General features: G+C 57.4%; 25 protein-coding genes. 4 read left to right on the top strand and 21 right to left on the bottom strand.

Annotated features, from left to right (window positions below; genetic code table 11):
* Positions 1–58: 58 nt before the first annotated feature.
* The 7 genes from RZS32_RS07095 to mbfA are packed head-to-tail and all read right to left on the bottom strand — an operon-like array spanning position 59 to position 6,412.
* Positions 59–1,012: a DMT family transporter gene (locus RZS32_RS07095; RefSeq protein WP_317056320.1), complete on the bottom strand. Its 954-nt coding sequence runs from the start codon at positions 1,010–1,012 to the stop codon at positions 59–61.
* Positions 1,009–1,461 (bottom strand): YaiI/YqxD family protein, encoded by a 453-nt coding sequence (locus tag RZS32_RS07090; protein ID WP_317056319.1) that lies wholly within the window; start codon positions 1,459–1,461, stop codon positions 1,009–1,011. The genes RZS32_RS07095 and RZS32_RS07090 overlap by 4 nt, the downstream gene beginning before the upstream one ends.
* Positions 1,462–1,464: 3 nt before the next feature.
* The gene (gene sthA / locus RZS32_RS07085) at positions 1,465–2,895 is read right to left on the bottom strand and encodes a Si-specific NAD(P)(+) transhydrogenase (protein ID WP_317056318.1); all 1,431 of its coding nucleotides are present in this window, start codon (positions 2,893–2,895) and stop codon (positions 1,465–1,467) included.
* A gap of 3 nt (positions 2,896–2,898) precedes the next feature.
* The gene (fghA, locus tag RZS32_RS07080) at positions 2,899–3,732 is read right to left on the bottom strand and encodes an S-formylglutathione hydrolase (RefSeq protein WP_317056317.1); all 834 of its coding nucleotides are present in this window, start codon (positions 3,730–3,732) and stop codon (positions 2,899–2,901) included.
* 1 nt (position 3,733) lies between these two features.
* The gene (locus RZS32_RS07075; RefSeq protein WP_317056316.1) at positions 3,734–4,444 is read right to left on the bottom strand and encodes a nitroreductase family protein; all 711 of its coding nucleotides are present in this window, start codon (positions 4,442–4,444) and stop codon (positions 3,734–3,736) included.
* A 10-nt stretch (positions 4,445–4,454) separates the two neighbouring features.
* Entirely contained in the window at positions 4,455–5,387 is a 933-nt protein-coding gene (locus tag RZS32_RS07070) for an AEC family transporter (RefSeq protein ID WP_317056315.1), read from the bottom strand.
* Between the two features lie 47 nt (positions 5,388–5,434).
* A complete protein-coding gene (gene mbfA / locus RZS32_RS07065) occupies positions 5,435–6,412 on the bottom strand; it encodes an iron exporter MbfA (protein ID WP_317056314.1) in 978 nt (325 codons plus the stop codon).
* A gap of 224 nt (positions 6,413–6,636) precedes the next feature.
* Between mbfA and RZS32_RS07060 the strand changes: the two genes are divergently transcribed.
* Together RZS32_RS07060 and RZS32_RS07055 are read left to right on the top strand one after the other, a co-directional pair.
* Positions 6,637–6,795, top strand: coding sequence for a hypothetical protein (locus RZS32_RS07060; RefSeq protein ID WP_317056313.1), 159 nt, complete (start codon positions 6,637–6,639; stop codon positions 6,793–6,795).
* Positions 6,796–6,901: 106 nt separating this feature from the next.
* Positions 6,902–7,531 carry a TetR/AcrR family transcriptional regulator gene (locus RZS32_RS07055; protein ID WP_317056312.1) on the top strand — a complete coding sequence of 210 codons (630 nt, stop codon included), beginning with the start codon at positions 6,902–6,904 and terminating at the stop codon, positions 7,529–7,531.
* Here RZS32_RS07055 and RZS32_RS07050 read toward each other — a convergent pair.
* The 10 genes from RZS32_RS07050 to RZS32_RS07005 form a co-directional block, all read right to left on the bottom strand.
* On the bottom strand, positions 7,528–8,712 hold the full coding sequence (locus RZS32_RS07050) for an amino acid aminotransferase (protein ID WP_317056311.1): 1,185 nt from the start codon (positions 8,710–8,712) through the stop codon (positions 7,528–7,530). The genes RZS32_RS07055 and RZS32_RS07050 overlap by 4 nt on opposite strands.
* Positions 8,712–9,569 carry a 3-mercaptopyruvate sulfurtransferase gene (gene sseA / locus RZS32_RS07045; protein WP_317056310.1) on the bottom strand — a complete coding sequence of 286 codons (858 nt, stop codon included), beginning with the start codon at positions 9,567–9,569 and terminating at the stop codon, positions 8,712–8,714. The genes RZS32_RS07050 and sseA overlap by 1 nt, the downstream gene beginning before the upstream one ends.
* Before the next feature lie 69 nt (positions 9,570–9,638).
* On the bottom strand, positions 9,639–9,929 hold the full coding sequence (locus RZS32_RS07040; protein WP_317056309.1) for a hypothetical protein: 291 nt from the start codon (positions 9,927–9,929) through the stop codon (positions 9,639–9,641).
* Between the two features lie 107 nt (positions 9,930–10,036).
* Positions 10,037–10,513, bottom strand: a complete 477-nt coding sequence (gene smpB, locus RZS32_RS07035; RefSeq protein WP_317056308.1) for an SsrA-binding protein SmpB — start codon at positions 10,511–10,513, stop codon at positions 10,037–10,039.
* 261 nt (positions 10,514–10,774) lie between these two features.
* Positions 10,775–11,416 carry a LysE family translocator gene (locus tag RZS32_RS07030; RefSeq protein ID WP_317056307.1) on the bottom strand — a complete coding sequence of 214 codons (642 nt, stop codon included), beginning with the start codon at positions 11,414–11,416 and terminating at the stop codon, positions 10,775–10,777.
* 34 nt (positions 11,417–11,450) lie between these two features.
* Positions 11,451–11,897, bottom strand: a complete 447-nt coding sequence (locus RZS32_RS07025; protein WP_317056306.1) for a hypothetical protein — start codon at positions 11,895–11,897, stop codon at positions 11,451–11,453.
* A complete protein-coding gene (locus RZS32_RS07020) occupies positions 11,890–12,072 on the bottom strand; it encodes a hypothetical protein (protein ID WP_317056305.1) in 183 nt (60 codons plus the stop codon). Before RZS32_RS07020 ends, RZS32_RS07025 begins: the two co-directional genes overlap by 8 nt.
* Positions 12,069–12,890 (bottom strand): isocitrate lyase/PEP mutase family protein, encoded by an 822-nt coding sequence (locus tag RZS32_RS07015; RefSeq protein WP_317056304.1) that lies wholly within the window; start codon positions 12,888–12,890, stop codon positions 12,069–12,071. The genes RZS32_RS07020 and RZS32_RS07015 overlap by 4 nt, the downstream gene beginning before the upstream one ends.
* The gene (locus RZS32_RS07010) at positions 12,887–13,351 is read right to left on the bottom strand and encodes a hypothetical protein (RefSeq protein WP_317056303.1); all 465 of its coding nucleotides are present in this window, start codon (positions 13,349–13,351) and stop codon (positions 12,887–12,889) included. The genes RZS32_RS07015 and RZS32_RS07010 overlap by 4 nt, the downstream gene beginning before the upstream one ends.
* Positions 13,348–13,800 carry a hypothetical protein gene (locus RZS32_RS07005; protein WP_317056302.1) on the bottom strand — a complete coding sequence of 151 codons (453 nt, stop codon included), beginning with the start codon at positions 13,798–13,800 and terminating at the stop codon, positions 13,348–13,350. The genes RZS32_RS07010 and RZS32_RS07005 overlap by 4 nt, the downstream gene beginning before the upstream one ends.
* Before the next feature lie 81 nt (positions 13,801–13,881).
* Between RZS32_RS07005 and RZS32_RS07000 the strand changes: the two genes are divergently transcribed.
* Positions 13,882–14,589 carry a helix-turn-helix transcriptional regulator gene (locus tag RZS32_RS07000; protein WP_317056301.1) on the top strand — a complete coding sequence of 236 codons (708 nt, stop codon included), beginning with the start codon at positions 13,882–13,884 and terminating at the stop codon, positions 14,587–14,589.
* Here RZS32_RS07000 and RZS32_RS06995 read toward each other — a convergent pair.
* Both RZS32_RS06995 and RZS32_RS06990 read right to left on the bottom strand, forming a co-directional pair.
* Positions 14,581–15,672, bottom strand: coding sequence for a CaiB/BaiF CoA transferase family protein (locus tag RZS32_RS06995; protein ID WP_317056300.1), 1,092 nt, complete (start codon positions 15,670–15,672; stop codon positions 14,581–14,583). The two genes, RZS32_RS07000 and RZS32_RS06995, sit on opposite strands and share 9 nt — an antisense overlap.
* Before the next feature lie 10 nt (positions 15,673–15,682).
* The gene (locus tag RZS32_RS06990; RefSeq protein WP_317056299.1) at positions 15,683–16,669 is read right to left on the bottom strand and encodes a DMT family transporter; all 987 of its coding nucleotides are present in this window, start codon (positions 16,667–16,669) and stop codon (positions 15,683–15,685) included.
* 133 nt (positions 16,670–16,802) lie between these two features.
* On the opposite strand from RZS32_RS06990, the gene RZS32_RS06985 reads away from it, so the two are divergent.
* Positions 16,803–17,306 carry a CoxG family protein gene (locus RZS32_RS06985; protein ID WP_317056298.1) on the top strand — a complete coding sequence of 168 codons (504 nt, stop codon included), beginning with the start codon at positions 16,803–16,805 and terminating at the stop codon, positions 17,304–17,306.
* On the opposite strand, the gene RZS32_RS06980 is transcribed toward RZS32_RS06985, so the two are convergent.
* Both RZS32_RS06980 and RZS32_RS06975 read right to left on the bottom strand, forming a co-directional pair.
* Positions 17,296–17,616, bottom strand: a complete 321-nt coding sequence (locus tag RZS32_RS06980; RefSeq protein ID WP_317056297.1) for an SGNH/GDSL hydrolase family protein — start codon at positions 17,614–17,616, stop codon at positions 17,296–17,298. The genes RZS32_RS06985 and RZS32_RS06980 overlap by 11 nt on opposite strands.
* Positions 17,613–17,978, bottom strand: a complete 366-nt coding sequence (locus RZS32_RS06975) for an SGNH/GDSL hydrolase family protein (protein ID WP_317056296.1) — start codon at positions 17,976–17,978, stop codon at positions 17,613–17,615. Before RZS32_RS06975 ends, RZS32_RS06980 begins: the two co-directional genes overlap by 4 nt.
* Between the last annotated feature and the right edge of the window lie 135 nt (positions 17,979–18,113).

Genomic DNA, 18,113 nt, shown 5'->3' with positions numbered 1-18,113 from the left:
GACATGGCCCCGTTTGATTTCCCCCAACATGCGTGGATCACCATACGGGGTCAAACCTTCAGCGCGCGATCCGCGGTTTTTTGGGGTCGCTGACCGGCGCTCTGGATTCGCGCCACACCATGTAAAGCCCAGAGCTGAGGATCAATATGATCCCGATCCAGGCCGTCTTATCGGGCCATGTCCCGAACACTGACACGCCCCAGAAGATGGCCATCGGCATCGAGACATATTCAAATGGTGCCGCAAAAGCCGCCTCTGAAATGCGGTAGGCCTGGCTGATGAAAAAGCCGCCCAAAAGGCCACTCACGCCAAGCATCACAAGGATCCACCAATCGCCGGGGTCAATCGGCCCCCAGGCCCGGAAAAGAAAGGCCAGAGACGGGTGGTCCTGATCTGCGAATTTTCCATCGCCAAGTCCCAAACCAATCAAGCTGCACGCGACGAAAAAGGTAATTTGAATGTAGACCGCCATGGTTGCCGCGGACTCGGTTCCGCCCACTCTTCGAGCCACGATATGGATCACGGCGTAAAGTACAGCGGCGGCCATGGGCAAAAGCGCGGCGATCTGAAACGCGGATGTGCCGGGTTTCACGATGATGAGAACGCCAAGAAAACCAACTGCAATGGCGCTCCAGCGACGTGGTCCTACGCTCTCTTTCAGAAATATGATCGAAAATATGGTGATGACCAGCGGCGACACAAAGAAGACCGCAATCGCATCGGCAATGGGCATCGCTGCCAGACCCAGGAAAAGGCAGGTATTGGCCGCCACCACGCAGAGCCCGCGGAGCAGATGCGCACCGGGGCGGCGTGTGCGCAGAACTTTGATTCCATAAATCGGCAGGAAAAAGATCGCGAATGTCGTCAGCGCCACAAGTGTTCGGTAGAAAACAATCTGGTGCAGGGCATAGTCGCCCGACAAGAACTTGATCCCGACATCGTTCAGCGAAAAGCAGATCACGGCAACCAGAGCACAAAGCGCGCCAACAAGGTTGGTGCGCGTGGTGGTCATGTCCGTGAGCTCGCCATGCGCATGGCCCGTTCCAGAGCATCCAGAAACCGGGATCGGTCCGCCTTGCCAAAGCTTTTGCCGCCGCCTTGCCGAAAAGGATCCGCCGCGCGCAGATCGCTCATCAGGTCCCGTGTGGCCAAAACGTTGCCGATGTTTTTCTCAGTCAGCATTTCGCCGTTGTGCTTCAGCACCAACGCGCCGGCCTCAACACATTTGGCGGCCAATGGGATGTCCCCCGTTATGACCACGTCGCCGGGGCCTGCCCGCTCGGCAATCCACATATCAGCCACGTCCGGACCTTCGGGGACGATCACCATCTCGACCAAAGGGTTTTGCGACATGCGCAACCCGCCGTTCGAGACGAAATACATCTGCGCCTTGTGCCGTGTGCCAACACGCTCAATCTCTGCTTTCACAGGGCAGGCATCAGCATCAACATAGAGCGCCATGACTTACGCGCTCGAAGAGTCAGAGCGCTTAACCTTGAACTCTTCTGGAATTGGCATCCTGTTAAACGCATCCAGCCCAGCAATCTTGTAGGCCTCGGCAAGGGTCGGATAGTTGAAGGTGTTCTGCACAAAGTAATCCACTGTGCCTTTGAGGTTCAGCACCGCTTGCGCGATATGGATCAGCTCCGTCGCGCCTTCGCCGACGATCTGTACGCCGAGCACCCTACGCGTTTTCAGCGAGAACAACATCTTCAGCATGCCATGCTCAAGCCCCATAATATGGCCCCGTGACGTTTCCCGGAACCGCGCCACACCGACCTCATAAGGGATCCCGCGTTCACACATTTCCTCTTCTGACATGCCACAGGTCGAGATTTCCGGCACCGAATAGATGCCATAAGGGAACCATGGCGATTCCGGCAGTGTTGGTGTGTCCAATGCGTGACAGGCTGCAATTCGACCCTGTTGCAAAGAGGTTGATGCAAGTGAGGGCCGCCCGATTACATCGCCTGCCGCATAGATGTGCGGCACCGCCGTCTGATATGTCTTGCGATCTACTTCAAGCCGTCCGCGATGATCGGTTTTAAGCCCTGTTACCTTGAGATTGAGTTTCTCGGTCGCCCCCATACGCCCTGCTGCAAACAGCAACATCTCTGCACGCACATGCCGCCCGTTTTCCAACGTCACTTCGACATGCTCGCCAGCATCCTCAATCTTTTGAATAGCCGAGCCCAGCCGTAAATCGACACCGTTTTCCCGGATTTGATGCGTAAAGTCCTGAATGAGCGTGTTGTCGATGAAATCGAGGAACGTTTCGCGCGGCTCGATGAGGGTCACGCGCACATCCAGCGTCGAGAACATCGTCGCGTATTCAACGCCAATGACACCCGCACCCACCACAATAAGGCTTCGTGGGATTTGCGCCAGTTCCAGAAACTCATCGCTATCAACGATCGTGCGCTTGTTGAAAGGCACATCGTCGGGCCGATAGGTCTTGGTGCCCGTGGCAATCAAAAACCGATCTGCCGAAAGCCGTGTGACTTCCCCGGCCTCAGTGGCCACTTCGATCTCTTTAGGCCCGACAAAACTCGCCAGCCCATGCAACGTATCGACATGGTTTCGGTTGAACTGATGCTCCAGCAGGTCAACTTCGTAGTCGAGCGTTTTGTGAAGCCGCACCTTGAGGTCCTGCGCTTCAATGTCGTCTTTCACCCGATAGGAACGCCCGTAAAAGCTCCGTTCGCGCCAGCCGGACAGGTTCAGAACCGTTTCACGCAGAGTCTTGGATGGGATCGTCCCTGTGTGGACCGACACCCCGCCCAGCCTATCCTTGCGATCAATGACAAGCACACGTCGTTTCAGCTTACCCGCCTGAATGGCGGCTGCACGGCCTGCGGGACCTGAGCCGATGATGATGAGGTCGTAGTGGCTCATCATTCACCCGCCATAGAGCGCTTCGGCATGGAAGGCGACGTGGTCTTCCATGAAAGTCGAAACAAAGAAATAGCTGTGATCGTACCCCGGCTGCATCCTGAGCGTCGACACCTGCCGCCGTGCAGCACAGGCCTGGGCGAGGCTTTCGGGCATAAGCAGATCGACAAATTGGTCCTTGGTGCCCGTGTCCGTCAAAACCGGTCCGTCAAAGCCATGCTCTTGCATCATCAGCGTGGCGTCATGTGCGGCCCATTTGCTTTCATCTTCACCTAAATAGGCGCTTAACTGCTTGCGCCCCCAATCGCCTTTGGTGGGGTTTGAGATTGGTGAAAACGCCGACACCGACTTAAATCGTCCAGGCAGACCCATTGCCAATGTCAAAGCCCCATGGCCGCCCATGGAATGCCCGGTTATGGCCTGTAGTTCTGGCTCGAGTGAGAACTCCTTGAACACCAGCGCCGGTAATTCTTCGGCCACGTAGTCCCACATCTGGAAATGCGGCGCCCAGGGCTGTTGCGTGGCATTCACATAAAATCCTGCGCCTTGCCCGAGATCATAGGCGTCGTCATCTGCCACCCCTTCTCCGCGAGGCGATGTGTCGGGAAAGATCAGTGCAATGCCCTGTTCCGCCGCCCATTGTTGCGCCCCGGCCTTCACCATTGCATTCTCATGCGTGCAGGTCAGGCCTGAGAGATACCACAGCACCGGCACCGGACCGGATTGCGCCTCTTCAGGAAGGAACAAACCAAAGGTCATGTCACAGGAGCAGGATTTTGAGCTGTGTGAATAAACCCCCTGAACGCCGCCAAAACAAGCGTTTTCCGAAACTGTTTCCATCCTATTTGTCCCTCTCACGTGTCTCGACTTGATAAAGCGCCATGATCTCGTCCAACGGCTTTTTGACCTTGGCAGCCGCGGGTACCGTAGCATCCTCAGCGGCATGGCCAACCGCCAAAATCATCAACGGTTTTTCATGCTCGGGCCGATCCAGCGTCTGATTGAGAAATCCCATCGGGTTGGGCGTATGCGTCAGACAGAAAAGCCCGGCTGCATGCAAAGCCGTGATCAGAATGCCCGTGGCAATGCCCACGCTTTCCGGCACATAATAGTGCTTTTGTCGCGTCCCATCCGGTGCCACGCCGTAGCGTTGAGCAAAAATCACGATAAGCCAGGGCGCTTGGGTCAAATGTGGTTTCTCCACGCCCGTGCCAATTGGCTCCAACGCTGCAAGCCAGGCGTCTCCGGCGCGTCCCGAATAGAACTTCTCTTCCTCTGCTTCCGCGGTTTCGCGTATCTGCGCCTTCAACTCAGGGTCCGAGATCGCCGCGAAAAACCACGGTTGTTGATTGGCCCCTGACGGTGCCGTGCCAGCAGCGGCAATAGCGGTGGTGATGATCTCTTCAGGCACAGGCCGGTTCGAATAGTCGCGAATGCTGTGCCGTGTGCGCATCAGGTCGAGGTATTGTCTCACTTCGGCGAGACCCTCGGCATCTGTCAGCTCACGTCTGTCGGGCAGGGGAAGCGGGCGATATGATGTTTCGTTTGTCATCTGACGCAGACTAGTAAAGCCCGTTGGCCCAGCCGATCACGAGCGAAACCGTCACAACAGCAACAGCCGTTGAGATCAGGATCGATGCCGACACGCGTTGCGGAGCAACGCCATAGTGCTGCGCGAGGATGTAGACATTGCCCGCCACAGGCAGCGATGCAGTGGCGATCATCACTGCCGCTGCATAGGGTTCAACCGGGAACAGGATGAGCGCGGAGAATGCGACGAAGGCCGGGTGAAGCACCAGTTTGTTAACGGAAAGCCAGCCGGCAACGATGGGCCGTTCGGCAGATTTTGTGGCCAAGGATGCCCCGATGGCAAATAGCGCGCCGGGTGTGGCGGCTCCTCCAAGTAGCGACAGGAAGTCGTTCATCACAGTTGGGATCGGGATGCTCAGCGCGGACCAGGTCAGGCCCAGGACAATTGATACAATCATCGGGTTTTTCAACAAACCGATCCCAACGGATCGCAGGATGCCAAGGCTCATCCGCCCGTCGCGTGATCCGGTGATGATGATGACGATTAACGATCCGAAAAAGATCAAGTCCACCGCGAGGACCAGCATGACCGGACCAATCGCCTCTGGTCCCATCAGCAGAGTGAGCATGGGCACGCCTAGGAACCCAACGTTTCCAATCACACCGCATTGCGCCTCAAACGCCGCTTCTTCTGCGGGCAGGCGGCGCATCAACGCCACCAGTGTCACGATGCCATAGACAAAGGCCGTGCCCCAGAAATAGGCCATGACAAACCGCCAGTCGAAGATCTCTGAGATAGACAGGTTCGCAGAAAACTTGAACAGCATGGCAGAGAGGGCGAAGTAAAACACAAACTTCGTCAGATAGGCCGTCGCCTCTTCGCTGAAAAATTTGGTGCGGCCTGCGCCATATCCCAGCCCGATCAACAGGAAAAAGGGAAGGGTCTGGATGAATATGGCGAGCATGGTTTGGTCGTATCATGTGGGCGGGGCGCGTCAATGAAGATAACGCGCTAGCCGCTGCCGATCAGAACCCCCGCCGCGAACACCAATGCGCCACCAAGAACCACCTGAAAGGCCGCTCGAAAGAACGGCGTTTCCATGAACTTATTCTGAATCCAGGCAATGGCCCAAAGTTCAATAAACACCACGATGATCGCGACAATCGTCGCTGTCCAGAAGTCCGGGATGAGATAGGGCAAAGCGTGACCCAGCCCCCCGATGGTGGTCATAATGCCCGACGCAAAGCCACGCTTGATCGGACTGCCGCGTCCAGAGAGTTCGCCATCATCGCTGGCCGCTTCGGTGAAACCCATGGAAATGCCTGCGCCGACGGAGGCGGCCAGACCCACAAGGAACGTGGTCCATGTGTCCTGTGTTGCAAAGGCCGTGGCAAAGATCGGGGCCAGGGTTGAGACCGAGCCGTCCATCAGCCCCGCTAGCCCCGGTTGCACCCATGTCAGGATGAATTGACGCTTGGCTGTGCTGTCCTCATTGTCCCGCGCCTCCGCGTCGAGATGTTCTTTCTCCAACTCACCGGCCCGGTTTTGGTGACCGGCTTCGGCGGCGGCCAGATCACCCAAGAGTTTGCGAGTCGCGGCATCCTGAGTGTTTTGGGCGGCCTTGAGATAAAACCGCTCTGCGTCACGCTCCATTGCTTCGGCTTCTTCGCGAATGCGGTCTAACCCAAGATTTTCCACCAGCCACACAGGGCGTCGCGCATAGTAACCCGCCACATGTTCGCGCCGGATCAGCGGGATCACTTCGCCGAACCGATCAACATGCAGGTCAATCAGCCGCTGGCGATGCGTGTCCTCTTCCTTGGCCATGCCGTCAAAAACCTTGGCCGTGTCCGGGAAATCCTGGCGCAGCATTTCGGCATAGGACCGATAAATGCGCGCGTCGTCTTCTTCGGACGAAATCGCCAAAGCTAGGACTTCTTGTTCGGTCAGGTCGGAAAACCGACGGCGCGAGGCAACACCAGGTATCATATTTTTTCCTCAGTTTAGAATAGTTCTAAACTAACGCATGAAATTATGAGAGCAACCCCAAGTCTTTGTCTTTTTGGTTTGGATGCGTGACAAAAGTCGCCATGCAATTTTGCATAGCAGACATTTAGAAAAGTAAACTAAATTGTTCACTTTTGATCTTGCGTGAGCGCCTGTGATCTCTAACTTGAAAAGTGAACTAATCAGTTCAGAAAAGGAAGGCGATTATGAAACCTCTACTTTCAGCGCTCATTCTCACTCTGGCTCTTGTTACAGCAACCGGGCCTGCGTTCAGCTTCTCGACCACGTCTATCACCCCGCCTCTTACATTCCCCGAAGAGCCACCGGAACCTGTGACGAAGGACCTGGATGGTATCGACAAATAGCTTAACAATGCGTGAAATGGCCGTGCTGAGGTGCGGCCATTTCTCACTGGGCTTGCAGAACGCCACACCTCGCGGCTAAGTTGACATGGTTTGCAGGAGTTCGTGCATGATCGCCATGGCCGCAGAAATTAAGAGAGGTCGTAAATTCGATCAGGTGCTCGAAGGGGCACGGCAAATTTTCATGCGAGATGGTTTCGAAGGGGCGAGTGTGGATGACATTGCCCGTGCAGCGGGCGTTTCAAAGGCCACGCTCTACAGCTACTTCCCTGACAAACGCATCCTGTTCTCCGAAGTGGCGCGTGTGGAATGCAATCGCCAGGCCGAAGAAGCGCTTCAGGTGATGGCACCCGACATGTCTCTGGAAGATGTTCTCAAGGAAGCCGCCACACGCATCGTCAGCTTCTTTCTGTCGGAATTCGGGCTTCAGGTTTATCGTATCTGCGTTTCGGAATCGTACCGGTTTCCTGAATTGGGCCAGCGATTTTATGAGTCTGGCCCGGCCTTGTTGCGCAATCGGCTTCAACAGGTGCTTCAGCCCTATCTTGACACAGGTGACCTTGTCATCGACGACATGGAGCTTGCCTCGGCGCAATTCGGTGAGCTGTGCAAGAGTGATCTGTTTGTGCGGTGCCTGTGTGGCGTGGAATGCGACAAGTCTGACGTCCAGATTGAGCGCGTGGTCAATGGTGCCGTCGAGATGTTTTTGGCACGCTATGCGGCCAAGACAAGCCGTTAAGCACCCACCTCGACAATCGCTTTCGCCAAAATCGGAACTGTTTGCGCATTGAGTCCCGCGATGTTGATCCGGCTGTCGCCAATCATGTAAATCGCGTGGTCCCGGCGCAGTTCTTCCACCTTCTCCGGTGACAAACCCAATCGTGAAAACATGCCCCGGTGCTGTGCGACAAAGCCGAACCGATCTGAGCCCGAAAGACGTTGAAGTTCGCTGGCCAGTTGCGTGCGCAGATCAAGCATTCCTCGGCGTACGGCTTCAAGTTCTGCCTCCCAGTCCGCGCGCAGCGTCGCATCGCCCAGAATAAGGGTCACGAGCCGCGCGCCATGATCGGGCGGGAAGGAGTAGTTCTGGCGGTTGAGATGCGCCAGGTTAGCCTGCGTGAGTGCCTTGCGCGTGCCATCGTGGTGCACGGCCATCAAGATGCCGGTTCGTTCGCGATAAATCCCAAAGTTCTTGGAACAGCTGGCCGCGATTAGAACTTCGGGACAGCCTTTCACAACCGCGCGTGTGCCCGCCGCGTCGGCCTCAAGCCCTTCGCCAAATCCCTGATAGGCGATGTCGATCATCGGCACGGCGCCCTTGTCATTCAAAAGCGCGATCACCGCATCCCATTCTGGCATGGTCAGGTTGGCACCGGTGGGGTTGTGGCAACAGCCGTGCAAGAGCGCGACATCACCGGGGCGCATGCCGCCCAGGTCCTCAAGCATTCCATTGAAATCAACACTGCCGCTTTCGCTGTCAAAATAGCGATAGAGTACGACTTCAATCCCAAGATGCTTCAGGATGCTGAGGTGGTTGGGCCAGGTGGGGTCAGACACGAACACGCGCGCGGTAGGGTTGGCCATCTGGATCAACTCAAAAGCTTGCCGCACGGCACCCGTGCCGCCCGGCGTGGCCACCGCCGCAACGCTGTCACGCTCCGCAGCGTCGCCCAGTACCAGGTCAACCATCACGTCTGAAAACGCGGGATCCCCGGCCAGGGCGACATAGGCCTTGGAGTCTTCCGTGTTCCACCAAAGTTGTTCGGCCTTTTTGACCGCGCGCATGATGGGCGTGCGCCCGTCGGCGTCCTTGTACACGCCCACACCGAGGTCGATTTTGTTGGGACGGGAATCGTCGCGGAACATCTGTACCAAGGCCAGGATCTTGTCCTTGGGCTGTTCATTCAAAAGCTCAAACATCAGGCGTCTCCGGTGGCAACGGGAACAGTCGGGAACGCGCCCCATTCAGTCCAGGACCCGTCATAGAGCGCATGATCGGACTTGCCGATCCGTTCCAACGCCAGGTTGATGATGGCCGCAGTTACGCCGGAGCCACAGCTGGTGATCACCGGCTTGGACAGATCAGCCCCGGCCGCATCGAACACCGCACGTAATTCATCGGGCGATTTCATCGTGTTGTCGCCATTGAGCAATGTCTTGTAGTGCACGTTGCGCGAGTTCGGAATATGCCCGCTACGCATGCCTTCGCGCGGCTCTGGTTCTGATCCGGTGAACCGACCCGGCGACCGGGCGTCCAAAATTGTGTAGTCCTGCAACTTGGAGGCGGCCGAAACCTGCGTCACATCTTTGACCATCTCAGCGCGGCGTCGCACCGTCATGTGCCTGTCTCGCACAAGTGGCGGTAAATCCTCCGCCGGGCGATCTTCGGCCAGCCATTTTGGGAATCCGCCGTCCAGCACGGCGATGTTGTCCTGTCCCATCAGGCGGAACATCCACCACACGCGCGCTGCCGAGAACAAACCATGCGTGTCATAGATCACCACCTGATGCCCGTCGCCAACACCCATCTGGCGCAGACGGGACATGAATTTTTCAACCGGCGGGGCCATGTGGGGCATATCCGAACGGTTGTCGGCGATGTCGTCGATATCAAAAAACCGCGCGCCGGGAATATGTGCGGCCTCATACTCGGCCTTCGCATCACGCCCCTCGGCAGGCATGAAGTACGTCCCATCAAGCACCCTCAAATCCGGGTTTTTCAGGTGGTCTGCCAACCAGTTGGTGGAAACAAGGGTCTTGGGATCGTCCTGTGCCATTTTGGCCCCCATTCTGGATGTGTTCTGCCTACATCCAGATGGTCCTTAGGGCAAGAGGATCAGGGGGCGTCAGCGCACCACGAGATTGCGTGCAAAGCCGGTGAGCAGAAGCGCGGCCGCGCCGCTGGCGCCTGTGGCTCCGGCCTGCGTCAAAAGGGCGACCGTGTCCAGCCCGTCCTTCGACGCAACCGATCCCGCAAGCCCTTGAAATCCAATATTTGCAAGAACCTGACCTCCGACACCGCCGCCCAGAACGCCAACGAGCGTGTTGCCAAAAAGACCAAGGTTGAGATGCTTGAAAAAACCAGCGGCTATGTTTGCGCCAAACGCACCCGCAATGAGATTCACCAGTAGAATCATGCTCTTACTTCCCCAGGATTATCAGATCGGACGCAAGCCCAATCCGTTTGTTTTGCCTGTGAATACCAATCTGGAGCGTATCACACGAGAGGGAAAAACCGAGATGTTTACTCGCCGTGGCGCAAAAGCCTCTGTTTCTGGCGTCCCCAATCGCGCTTGGCGTCTGTGGCACGTTTGTCGAAGTTCTTCTTACCCTTGGCGATACCGATCTTCATTTTGGCGATGCCGCGGTCATTGAAATAGAGCACCAAAGGTACAAGCGTCATGCCTTTGCGCTGAGTTTCGTTCCATAGACGGGACAATTCTTTTCGCGAAACCAGAAGCTTACGCCTCCGCCTCTCTTCATGGCCGAAGGTCTTGGCCTGCTCATAGGGCGCGATGTAGGAGTTCACCAACCACAGTTCACCGTCCTCGACCGCCGCATAGCTTTCGGCGATGTTGGAGGTGTTCTGGCGCAGGGACTTAACCTCGGAGCCTTCCAGAATGATCCCGCATTCCAGATCATCCTCGATGGCATAATCATACCGTGCGCGCCGGTTCTCGGCGACGACTTTGTAGTTCGGATTGTCCTTTGGCTTGGCCATGTTTCGGGTGTCCCGGCGGATATGCGAAGGACGAAGATAACCGCAGTCGCCAGGCGTTTAAAGCCCTTGTGTGCGACTCAAAGGTTAACGGCCCGAAAAACAAGGATCCTGGACGTCGGTATTGCGTCGGTATCACATCGGTATTGCGTCGGTGCGGGGTCGGTACATGGGGCTGGCAGCCTGATCGTAAATGTGCCGCGCGCCCCGCAACGCAGCCAGATATTGATTCCGGAGATTTTGCGCAACACGCGGTGTTTCATGCTATGTTCGTGAGGTCAGCAGCTTCAGACTGGCAAAAGCGAAGAAACATCCCAGCACGGTTTGGATGCCGCGCCGTGCCCGGCCATAGATGCGCACCATCACTGGCGTGGAGAAGGCAATGGCGTAGGTCACATGGATGACGACAGAGAGCGCGAATGTGCCCAAGACGATCATGGCCCCGACCCAGAGCGGCGTGTCCTGTTGTAAGCCCAGCGAGATGATCGCAATCCAGGCGAGCGCCGCCTTGGGGTTGGTCATCTGAATGACGTAACCGCGGGTGAGGTAGCCCATTGGCGTACGGGTCCCGCCGGCGAGTTGACGTGCCTCGATGTCGTGCTTTGCCATGGCGGACTTGAAGGATTTGTACGCCAGCCAGAGCAGGTAAAGCCCGCCAAAGACTTTTATTGCCACCAGCGCGGCGGCATAGGTCGCCAACAGCGCAGAGAGGCCAACAACCGTTAGCACGGCCCAGGTGAATGACCCAGTAGCCACACCAAGGGCAAGAGCGATGCCCGATCTGCGCCCCACGCTCATAGAGGTTCCCATGATGGCCAGGATATTTGGTCCCGGGCTGGCGATGCCAACGAAGAATGCCGAATAGGCGAGCAGGATACCGGGAAGATAGATAGAGAGGTCTTGCATGGTCAGCGCCTTTCATGTGCGTGCGTGTTCGGCATCAGGACGATTTCCAATCGCCGTCCTTGTTCCACCAGCGGTGGGGGTTCTGGCTGTCATCCAGACCTTTGGTCTGACTGCGCAGGACTTCAGTCATAGTGATGGGGGGTTCGTAGTAGGAATGTACGTCGTAGATTGCTTCGATCACTGCGTTCAAAAGGTCCATATCGCGGGGAATGAAAATACGCATCTGATCCACGCCGGGGCGTTGGCGCGGGCCGTCTGATCCGGTGGGGGCGTCGTCAGTAGGGCGATAATATTCTACCCCACCCATCATGCGATACCCGTTGCGGTCTGTTGCGCCATAGGTCAGCGGTGCGACATCTGCCACGGCATCAAAGATGCGATCCACATCTTCATCAGGCGCGAGAAAGGCAATCTGCCACATGGGCAGCATTTCGATGGGCCTCGTGTCAAATCCGTCCTGCATGATGGATGTCTCACCCATAGCGCACCCCCGTTTCCAAAAGCTCGAACCCGGTGATTTCAAACTCGTAGAGTTCTGAATTGTCAGGCCGCATCGTGCGAGCAATGAGCTTGCCATCCTCGGATTGATAGACGGCATGGGTTGTGTGCAGTGCACGGTAACAGTGGCTGCCGTCGGGGTAGTAATATTTGATCATGGCGGGGTGTCCTTGGTCGGGGGTTGAAAGAAGGCTTCTAGCTCGGCAAAGCCGATGCCTTTGGCAGTTTTGTCGAAGGTGCCATCGTCGAAAACTTGCCGTGCGGCGTCGATGAAGGCGCCATAGGCAACCCGGAAGAGCGCCGACCCCACGCTAACGCGGGTGACGCCAGCATCGGCCAACTGTTCCAGCGGAAAGGTTCGTCCCGCCATGCCCATCACCACGTTTACGGGCTTTGACACAGATGCGCAGACTGTTCGGATCGCATCGAGGTCACGCAAACCAGGAGCGTAGAGAACATCAGCGCCTGCGGCTTCGAAGGCTTGTAGACGCTCAATCACCGGGTCAAGATTTGTCTCACCCCACAAAAGGCTTTCGCACCTCGCGGTCAGAACGAAATCTGATGGCAAGGCTTGAGCAGCCTCGACCGCCGCGGCGATACGCTCAATAGCGAGGTTTTTGTCAAAAATTGGGGAAGCGCGGTCGCCGGTGTGATCCTCAATTGAGCCCCCTGCCAGGCCCGTTGCCGCCGCGGCGCGTATCGTGTCGGCGACGCTTTCGGGGCTGTCACCGAAGCCGCGTTCAAGATCGGCGTTGACGGGCAGAGATGTGGCCGACACGATCTCGCGGCAATGATCAAGCACTTGATCGGGGGGCGTGGTTCCTTCGATCTGACCTTTGGAAAAGGCCATGCCGGCGCTGGTGGTGGCCAGGGCGGGAAATCCCATCGCTGCAAGGATACGTGTCGAACCCAAGTCCCATGGGTTGGGAATAACAAATGGTGTGTTCGTTTGGTGCAGGGCGCGAAAGGAGGTCATGTCGTGGTCTCCAAGGTATTTGGAAGGCCACGTCCGTTGTTCCACCAACGGTTGGGATTTTTGTTGTTCAGGTCGTAGTTGGCCCGGCTGGCCCAGTCTTCGCGCACAAAAACCACGGGTTGCTCATAGTGGTGCGCGTAAAGGATGGCGTCCATTACCGTGGCAAGCACGTCTGCATCTCGCTCGATCGAAATCTTCAGTTCGACCATAGGATAGGTTTCGGTGACACCTGTCTGATAGCCCGCCTTGTGGGTTGTGGTGGTCGAGTTCGCCTGTGGCTGAGCCGTCTCGCAGCCCACGGCAGAAATCGATGCGTTGCGATGGTAACGGCCATATCCCAAGGAGTGCACTTTCAGGACTTCATCCAGAATGCGGTCCGTGTCCTCTGGCAGAGTTTGTATCTCAAGGGTCCAGACCGGCACGAGTGTGCCGGACTGCGCCTGATATGTTGCGAGTGTCATCCCACAGCCTTTCCATGCAGTTCCTTTGCGTCAGGTCGGTTCCAGTAGCGGTTGGGGTTGTTTTTGTCGTCAAGGAGTTTGGAGCGGCTGCCCCATTCTTCGGTTACGCGAATTGTGGGTTCTTCGTTTACGTGGATAGCGAAGATCACGTCGAACGCTTTGGAAAGCAGTTCCGGGTCGGGCGGTATGGAAGTAATGATCTGGCTGGCGGGCACCTGCTGAATGGTGCCTTCGTCACCTGCATGAGAGCCTTCGAGCGCGCGCAGGCGCTGAAACCCACCTTCGCGGACATACATACAGTTGTCGTATGGTCCCTGTTTTAGTGGCAGATGCTCGCCCAAAGCCAGCAGCACCGGTTCTAATCCGCCATTCGGTGTGTCGATCGTGAGAACCCATTCGCGCTCCAATACGGCCGGGGTCATGTCGTGGTCATCCAGTTCGTGGGTCATATCAGGGCTCCTTCTCCTTTGAATCAGAATATCAAAACCCTGCTGACACCATACTGTCAGCAATCATGCTAGGGTGTGCGTATGACTCGCTCGACACGCCTTTTTGACATCATCCAGATTTTGCGCAGCGCTGACGGACCCGTCACGGCACAGCGTCTTGGTGAGGAACTGGAGGTGACCAAGCGGACGATCTATCGCGATGTGGTGGCGTTGCAGGCGATGCGGGTGCCGATCGATGGAGAGGCGGGCGTGGGGTACATGCTGCGCGCAGGCTATGATCTGCCGCCGCTAATGTTCAGCGCTGAGGAACTAGAGGCGCTTTACGTCGGCATGGCGCTGTTGCACCGCACGGGCGATCCAGGGCTGGAGCGGGCGGCGCGACGGGCTGCGGAAAAGATTGCGACGGCCTTGCCCGGAGGGGCACCGCATGTTCCGTTGCGGGTGTCAGGCTGGAACAGGGTGCCACGTGACGGGGCGGATGCCGAACAGTTGCGCGGCTACATTCGGGATGCAGTGGAATTGCAGATCACCTATCTCGACCTCAAGGGCACGCACACGACACGTGCGATCAAGCCGCTGGCGCTGACCTATCATATCGAGGTGGTTTTGCTGGCGGCGTGGTGCGGGTTGCGGCAGGATTTCCGCAGCTTCCGGATTGACCGGATTTCTGATTTCGCCCCGACAGGAGAGTTGTTTCCGCAAGAAGCAGGCGTCTTGCACAAAGCCTGGACAGAGACGTTGGAGCAAGAAGACTGGGTGCTCTACAACGCCAGCAAACCCTTAGAGTAGCCCGCGGGTCTTGAGGTCTTGCAGCACGGTTTCTGTGTCTGCGCCGCGTTCGGGGATTGATGCAGGTTGAGGAGCGATACCGCCAAAGCGAGGTGCGGGTGCGGGTTGTAAAATCCCTTGTCCCTCGGACCACACTGCGCGGGTGGCCATATGGGGTTCGTCCATGGCAGACCATGGGTCCAGAACCGGCGCGACGCAGGCATCTGTCCCAGCGAACAACGCGGCCCAGTGCGAGACGGGTTGGCCTGCGAAAATCTCAGCAAGGCGGGCTGTTTGGTTTGGCCATTGCGCCCGGTCATATTGGTCTGCGAAGTCAGGCTCATCCCGCAGGCCCATCTGGTCCAGAAAGATGGCGTAGAACTGTGGTTCAAGACATTGGACCGAAAGATAGGCTCCATCGGCGCAGGGATAGACCCGGCCCCATGGCGGGCCGTCGAGCAGGCTGCGACCACGGGTCTTGGAGACGTTGCCACCCCCCGCCATAGCCATGAAAAGTGCCATCATATGAGCCGAGCCATCGACGATGGCCGCATCCACCACGGTGCCTTGGCCGGTACGTGTGGCGTTGAGGATGCCGGCAAGGATACCAGCCACGAGATACAGCGCGCCTCCGCCAATGTCGCCCACGATGGTGGGCGGCGTCAGTGGCACGTCACCGGGCGTCGACGCGTACCAAAGCGCGCCTGAGGTGGCGATGTAGTTATAGTCATGCCCGGCCGTGTGGGCGCGGGGGCCGTCCTGACCCCAGCCGGTCATGCGGCCATAGACGAGCTTTGGATTTGTGGTGGTGAACGCCTCTGGCCCCAGGCCAAGCCGTTCCATCACACCGGGGCGCAGCCCTTCGATCAGGGCGCCGGCGTCGTTCACCAAAGCATTGGCCGCCGCAAAACCTTTGGGTGATTTCAGGTCGAGCACAACCGCGCGCTTTCCCCGGTCCAGCATATTGTGCTCACCCATGGTTGGATTGGCGGGGCCGGGGCGCTGGATTACGGTCACGTCGGCCCCGAGGTCGGCCAGCATCATGGCGGCAAAAGGACCGGGCCCCAGACCTTCAAATTCTACGACCTTGATCCCTGAAAGCATTCGCTTTGTCTCACCACCGTCCATGGACACGCTTGCCGCGCAAAACACGGCGTTTCTTTTGGTATTCACGCAGGAACACAAACAACCCTGCCCCGAGGATAAGTGCAATGCCCACTAACGTCACTGCATCCGGTAGGTCGGCCCAGATGAGCCAGCCCCAGAAGATGGCCAGTGGCAGAATGGCGTATTCAAAGGGTGCCACAACCGCCGCGTCGGCGGAGCGGTAGGCCTGCGCCAGCGCATAGCCCAGGATGGCGGAGTTGAACCCCAAAGTGAGGAAGAGCCAAATGTCGCTGCCCTGAGGCCAGATCCAGGCGCGCAGGAGGAAGATCAGGCTTTGATTTGTCAAACCTTCGGCAAACCGGCCATCCCCGGCAAATGTCCAGAACCCGAGACTGACGACAATAAAGGTCGATTGAATATAGACCGTCAGAGCCGACGCTTTGGCGGTGACGCCTAGCATGCGGGTCAGAACCTGATTGATGGAATAGGTCACGGCCGCAAGGATGGGCAAAAGGTAAATCACCATGGAGATATCGCGCCCATCCTGCGCCTCCCAGGGTCGGGTCATGACAATGACGCCGACAAAGCCAACCAGCACAGCACCCAGCCGTAGGGGGCCGACCTTTTCACCCAGTAACGGAACACTGAGCAAGGTGATGATCAGCGGGCTGACAAAGAAAAGCGCGGTGGCTTCGGCCAGGGGCAGAACGGCAAGAGCAGAGAAAAACGTCATGTTAGCGATGACAATCATGATGCAGCGCAACAGGTGCAGGGCAGGGTGATCAGCCCTCAGAATCCGCCAGCCGCCTTCGAGTTGGACAAGAACAAGGCTGAAGGCAATGCCAATGGCAGAGCGAGCAAAAACGATCTCATGCAGCGGATAGTCGCCCGAGAGAAACTTGATCAGCATGTCGTTCACAGAGATCGCTACCACACCAACAAGAATGAAAGCGATGCCCACGCCTGAATTGCTTTGTGCCTGTGCCGATTGCATTGAGAGACCTTTCTCTTGCGGAGTAGCAGACAGAGCGGAAAGGGGTCTGGCCCATTTGCGACCCCTATGCGGGTCTTGGCCTCTGATCGCGATTCGACTACCAAGGAAAGGTCAGAGTTCAGGGAGTCTTACGATGCATATGAGCGGCGCACGCATGATCAACGCGGACAAGTCCACCGTCTGGAATGCGCTCTTGAGCGCTGAGGTGCTTAAGGAATGTGTGCCGGGTGCCAAGGACCTTTCCGGAACACCCGAAGACGGGTTTGAGGCCACGGTTGTGCAAAAGGTCGGCCCCGTGAAAGCCACGTTCAAAGGAACGGTGACACTGTCGAACATTGTGGAGGGCGAGAGCCTTCGTCTTGATGGCGAAGGCAAAGGCGGTGCGGCCGGTTTTGCCAAGGGGGGTGCCGATGTGCGGTTGACCGAGACCGATGAGGGTATCGAGCTGGCCTATGACGTGGATGCCAAGGTCGGTGGCAAGCTGGCGCAGCTTGGCAGCCGGATCGTGGATGGGTTTGCCAAAAAGATGGCGGATCAGTTTTTCGAGAACCTTGAAAAGGTTATCGAAGGTCCAAGCGAGGACGATGCCCCGGAAGAGGCGGAAAAGAAGGGCTGGCTCAAGCGGCTTATTTCATAATTGTCTCGGCAATCCGCGCGCCTATGGCATCACTGCCCTTGGTGGATGGATGGATCAGATCAACCGCGTGATAGCTTCGGTCGCCATCGGGAACGAGGTCTTGCAGGGAGACGAAGTGTACGCCTCTGTCCAGGGCCGCCAGTTTGGCCACACGACGATCCATTTCCTGACCTTCGTCAACGCAGTGCTCAATCGGAGAGGTGACACCGGGGGTGCGCAGGTACCCCACAAAGACCACATTGGCCCCGGATTGACGCATCTTTGAGACAAAGCCGGGGATCACGCCGCGCCGTCCGTCTTCGGAAATCAAGCGGTCGATCTTGCCCCTGCATGGCCGCAGCCACAGCCCCATAGCAAATCATTGCCTCCGCCATTCAGGACAACCCAGTTCCAGTTGCCCTTGCGATACTGCTTGGTGATGTTGAGGCCTGCAGCCCCAGATATCGGCAAGGCATAGAGAAAACGCGCGCCTGTGACTGAGCGATCCACGACCTGTTCGCCCAGGCGTCGTTCCACGGCGTCGGCAACCGCCTGACCGCGCACACCATGCACCGCCATCATCGAATCCCCCATCAGAAGAATACGCGGGTTTTCCTCAGGTTGAATTGTTTCAGTGCACCCGGCGACGCCCAGACACACCAGTGCCACGACCAGAAAAGACAGGTGTTTCATTAGCCCTTACCCCATTGAAAACACACGTAACCCCAAGGCGGACCCAACCCGCCTCAACATCTCATGGTTGAGGTTAAGGGAGCGCTAATCAATCCAGAACTTGGAAACACAGCGTTGACGATAGGGTGTCATTGA

It is taken from the genome of Roseovarius sp. W115, from assembly GCF_032842945.2.
GTDB classification, from domain to species: domain Bacteria; phylum Pseudomonadota; class Alphaproteobacteria; order Rhodobacterales; family Rhodobacteraceae; genus Roseovarius; species Roseovarius rhodophyticola.
Note: the sequence above shows the minus strand (reverse complement) of the source record. Positions and strands in the feature narration are given on the sequence as shown.